Origin of the sequence: uncultured Aquincola sp. (genome assembly GCF_964001545.1) — a bacterium.
In the GTDB taxonomy this organism is placed as follows: domain Bacteria; phylum Pseudomonadota; class Gammaproteobacteria; order Burkholderiales; family Burkholderiaceae_C; genus Aquincola.
Map to the genome: position 1 here is coordinate 1 of NZ_CAXFDV010000054.1, position 3,364 is coordinate 3,364.

Below are 3,364 nucleotides of genomic sequence, written 5' to 3' on the forward strand. Positions count from 1 at the left end.
CGAAGAGGGCGCCTGCACCTGGCTTTGACAAGGACCTTCATGAACAACACCCTCGACCTCGTTTCTTATGGCCCGGTGATACCGGTCATCGTTCTGCAGCGCGTGGAAGACGCCGTGCCGCTGGCCGAAGCCCTGGTGGCCGGCGGCGTGCGCGTGCTGGAAGTGACCATGCGCACCCCGGTGGCGCTGCAATGCATCGAAGCCATCGCCAAGGCGGTGCCCGATGCCATCGTCGGCGCCGGCACCATCCGCTCGGCGGCCGATGCGCAGGCGGCCAAGAACGCCGGCTCGGTGTTTGGCGTGAGCCCCGGCTACACCAGCGAGGTGGGTCGCGCCTGCCAGGCCGCCGGCCTGCCGCTGCTGCCCGGCGTGGCCACCGCCAGCGAAGTGATGGCGGCGCAGGCCGATGGCCTGCAGTTCCTGAAGTTCTTCCCGGCCATGCAGGCCGGCGGCATCCCGATGCTGAAGGCGCTGGCCGGCCCGTTCCCGGACGTGGTGTTCTGCCCCACGGGCGGCATCAGCCTGCAGACGGCGCCTGATTTTCTGGCGCTGCCCAACGTGAAGGTGTGCGGCGGCTCCTGGCTGACGCCGGCCGACGCGGTGGAAGCCGGCGACTGGGGGCGCATCACGCAGCTGGCGAAGGGTGCCACCGCACTGCGCGGCTGACCTCCCTTCGGGTGACCGTCAGACCCCGCCCTGGATGAGCTCGATCTTGTAGCCGTCCGGGTCGGTGACGAAGGCGATGACGGTGCTGCCGCCCTTGACCGGGCCGGCTTCACGCGTGACGGCGCCGCCGAAGGCGGCGGCCTTTTCGCGCACCGCGTCGCACATCGCATAGGCGTCATCCACGCCCAACGCGATGTGGCCGTAGGCAGTGCCCAGCTCGTACCTGTCGGTGCCGTAGTTGTAGGTCAGCTCCAGCTCGGCATGCTCGGGGTTGGCGCCGTAGCCCAGGTAGGCCAGGTCGTATTGCTGCTCGGGGCGTTGCACGGTGCGCAGCAGCTTCATGCCCAGGGCCTGGGTGTAGAAGTCGATCGAGCGCTGCATGTCGCCCACTCGCAGCATCGTGTGTAGAAGTCTCATGGCTTGGCGAAAGGCTGAGCCTCGAAGATGAGGCAGGTGGTGGTCGCGTGTGCGTAAAGTGTGCCATCGGCGCCCACCAGCTTGCCTTCGGCGGTGGCAATGCGCCCACCGCGGTGAATGACTTCACCCACCGCCCGCACCAGCGGCACCTTGTGGGTCACGGCCTTCACGTAGTTGATCTTCAGCTCCAGCGTCGTGTAGCTCTTGCCCGGCTCCATCAGCGTGTGCACCGCGCAGCCCACCGCGGAATCCAGCAGCGTGGCAATCCAGCCGCCATGCACCGTGCCCAGCGGGTTGTAATGGTCGAACCTGGGCTGACCCTGGAAGACTGCGCGGCCTTCGGCCAGGTCCACGATCACGAAGCCCAGCGTGCGCGAGATGGGCGCGCGCGGCAACTCACCTGCCACCATCGCCTGCAGGATCTGCAGGCCGCTGAGGCCGGCCACCTGGTCGGGCCGGGCCACGCCCACCTCGTGCGGGCGGGCGTCGATCTCGTTCTGGCGGGCCTGCCAGGCGGCCAGGGTGTCTGCAGCATTCATAAGCGTCTCCATTGCTTGTACCTGCAATGATTGTAGGTACACTGATCGACATGGGCCAAGAACTTTCCGCCGTCCGTCCGCAGGGCTGCACGCACATGAAGGTGCGCCAGCTGTCGCGCCTGGTGGGCCGCTATTACGACGAGGCGCATGGCCAGGCCACGGGCCTGAAGAGCACGCAGTACGCGCTGCTGTCCTTCGTGCTCAAGCTGGGGCCGCTGCGCCCCGGCGACCTGGCAGCCGCGATGCGGCTGGACGCGTCCACGCTCAGCCGCAACCTGCAGCCGCTGGTGGCACAGGGCTGGGTGCGGCAGCTGCCGGGCGAAGACGCGCGCAGCCGCCTGGTCGAGATCACCGACGAAGGCCGCGCGGTGCGCGAGCAGAGCCAGCGCGCCTGGAAAAAAGCGCAGCTCAAGGTCAATGCGGTGCTGGGGGCCGAACGCGTGGTGGCGTTGCATGCCTTGCTGGACGACTGCATCGGCCTGCTGCAGGCCGCCGAAGACGCCTGATGCACTGGCGCGCGCTGTTGCTTATGGCATGAAGTGGCTTCAAGCCGCGGGGCCCACGCTTACAATGCGCGCTGTCATTGGGGAGTAGCTGCCCTCCGCCTGCCGGCTGTCTCGGCAGTGATGTGAGAGGGGCTTGCGTCAACAGACTTGCATCGGCGGGGCCACCCGCGGGCATGGCGCAAGCGATCCACCGGATTTTGCGAGACCTTTGGCCGTGGCGACTCCGATGGGCCGGGGATGCGCTGCGGTCAATAGCGTCCTTGTCCGGCCGGAGCCACCCTTTTGGAAGCCTTTCTCGTCTCTACAGGCATCGTCGCCCTCGCTGAAATGGGCGACAAGACCCAGCTGCTGTCGCTGGTGCTCGCCGCGCGGTTCCGCCGCCCCTGGCCCATCATCGCGGGCATCTTCGTCGCCACCGTGTTCAACCATGCCGCCGCGGGCGCGCTGGGCGCCTGGATCACCAACCTGGCCGGCCCCGACGTGATGCGCTGGGTGCTGGGCATCTCGTTCCTGGCGATGGCGGTGTGGACGCTGATCCCCGACAAGCTGGACGACGAAGATGCCAAGGCCCCGCGCCTGGGCGTGTTCGGTGCCACCGTGGTGGCCTTCTTCCTGGCCGAGATGGGCGACAAGACCCAGATCGCGACCGTGGCGCTGGCCGCCCGCTACGACGCCATCGTGAGCGTGGTGCTGGGCACCACCCTCGGCATGATGCTGGCCAATGCGCCGGTGGTGCTGCTGGGCGACAAGGTCACCAAGAAGGTGCCCATCCGCGTCATCCACGTCATCGCGGCGGCCATTTTCGCGGTGCTGGGGGTGGTGGCGCTGGTCTCGGGCTAGTTGTCTAGACAGGCATGGTGTAGTTGAGCGTCATGCGGCCGCCGTCCACCACCACGATCTCGCCGGTGACGTAGCTGGCCGCATCGCTCAGCAGCCAGGCGGCGACGTCGGCCACCTCGGCCGGCTCGCCCAGGCGCTTCATCGGCGTGCGGCTCATGATGCGGGCCTTGGCCTCTTCGCTGGTGAGCACCGCGCTGCGCGCCAGCTCGGTGGCGATGGTGCCTGGCGCCACCGCATTGACGCGGATGCCATGGTCCACCAGGCCCAGCGCCATCACCCGCGTCAGCTGGTCGATGGCGCCCTTGCTGGCGTTGTAGCTGGCGATGCTGGGAATGGCCAGCCGGCCGTTGACCGAGCTCATGTTGACGATGGCGCCGCCGCCGTGGGCCGCCATCA

General features: G+C 68.1%; 6 protein-coding genes and 1 riboswitch. Of the genes, 3 read left to right on the top strand and 3 right to left on the bottom strand.

The genetic code is table 11. The features are described from left to right. Positions 1-39 precede the first annotated feature (39 nt). Positions 40-666, top strand: a complete 627-nt coding sequence (eda, locus tag ABNT58_RS01985; RefSeq protein WP_348751839.1) for a bifunctional 4-hydroxy-2-oxoglutarate aldolase/2-dehydro-3-deoxy-phosphogluconate aldolase — start codon at positions 40-42, stop codon at positions 664-666. Between the two features lie 18 nt (positions 667-684). On the opposite strand, the gene gloA is transcribed toward eda, so the two are convergent. Both gloA and ABNT58_RS01995 read right to left on the bottom strand, forming a co-directional pair. Beyond that, positions 685-1,083 (bottom strand): lactoylglutathione lyase, encoded by a 399-nt coding sequence (gene gloA / locus ABNT58_RS01990; RefSeq protein WP_348751840.1) that lies wholly within the window; start codon positions 1,081-1,083, stop codon positions 685-687. Beyond that, positions 1,080-1,622 (bottom strand): PaaI family thioesterase, encoded by a 543-nt coding sequence (locus tag ABNT58_RS01995; RefSeq protein ID WP_348751841.1) that lies wholly within the window; start codon positions 1,620-1,622, stop codon positions 1,080-1,082. The genes gloA and ABNT58_RS01995 overlap by 4 nt, the downstream gene beginning before the upstream one ends. 50 nt (positions 1,623-1,672) lie before the next feature. Here ABNT58_RS01995 and ABNT58_RS02000 point away from each other — a divergent pair, with 50 nt between their 5' ends. Continuing rightward, a complete protein-coding gene (locus ABNT58_RS02000; RefSeq protein ID WP_348751842.1) occupies positions 1,673-2,128 on the top strand; it encodes a MarR family winged helix-turn-helix transcriptional regulator in 456 nt (151 codons plus the stop codon). A gap of 61 nt (positions 2,129-2,189) precedes the next feature. Then, positions 2,190-2,396, top strand: a riboswitch (yybP-ykoY riboswitch). 14 nt (positions 2,397-2,410) lie between these two features. Then, complete coding sequence (locus tag ABNT58_RS02005; RefSeq protein WP_348751843.1) at positions 2,411-2,968, top strand: TMEM165/GDT1 family protein; 558 nt, start codon at positions 2,411-2,413, stop codon at positions 2,966-2,968. A 4-nt stretch (positions 2,969-2,972) separates the two neighbouring features. On the opposite strand, the gene ABNT58_RS02010 is transcribed toward ABNT58_RS02005, so the two are convergent. After that, on the bottom strand, positions 2,973-3,364 hold a 392-nt coding region (locus ABNT58_RS02010), incomplete at its 5' end, for an SDR family oxidoreductase (RefSeq protein ID WP_348751844.1).

Bases quoted from the DNA above. Each gene is read 5' to 3' on its own strand.
- ABNT58_RS01995 (WP_348751841.1), bottom strand. From the start codon at position 1,622: ATGAATGCTGCAGACACCCTGGCCGCCTGGCAGGCCCGCCAGAACGAG.
- ABNT58_RS02000 (WP_348751842.1), top strand. From the start codon at position 1,673: ATGGGCCAAGAACTTTCCGCCGTCCGTCCGCAGGGCTGCACGCACATG.
- gloA (WP_348751840.1), bottom strand. From the start codon at position 1,083: ATGAGACTTCTACACACGATGCTGCGAGTGGGCGACATGCAGCGCTCG.
- eda (WP_348751839.1), top strand. From the start codon at position 40: ATGAACAACACCCTCGACCTCGTTTCTTATGGCCCGGTGATACCGGTC.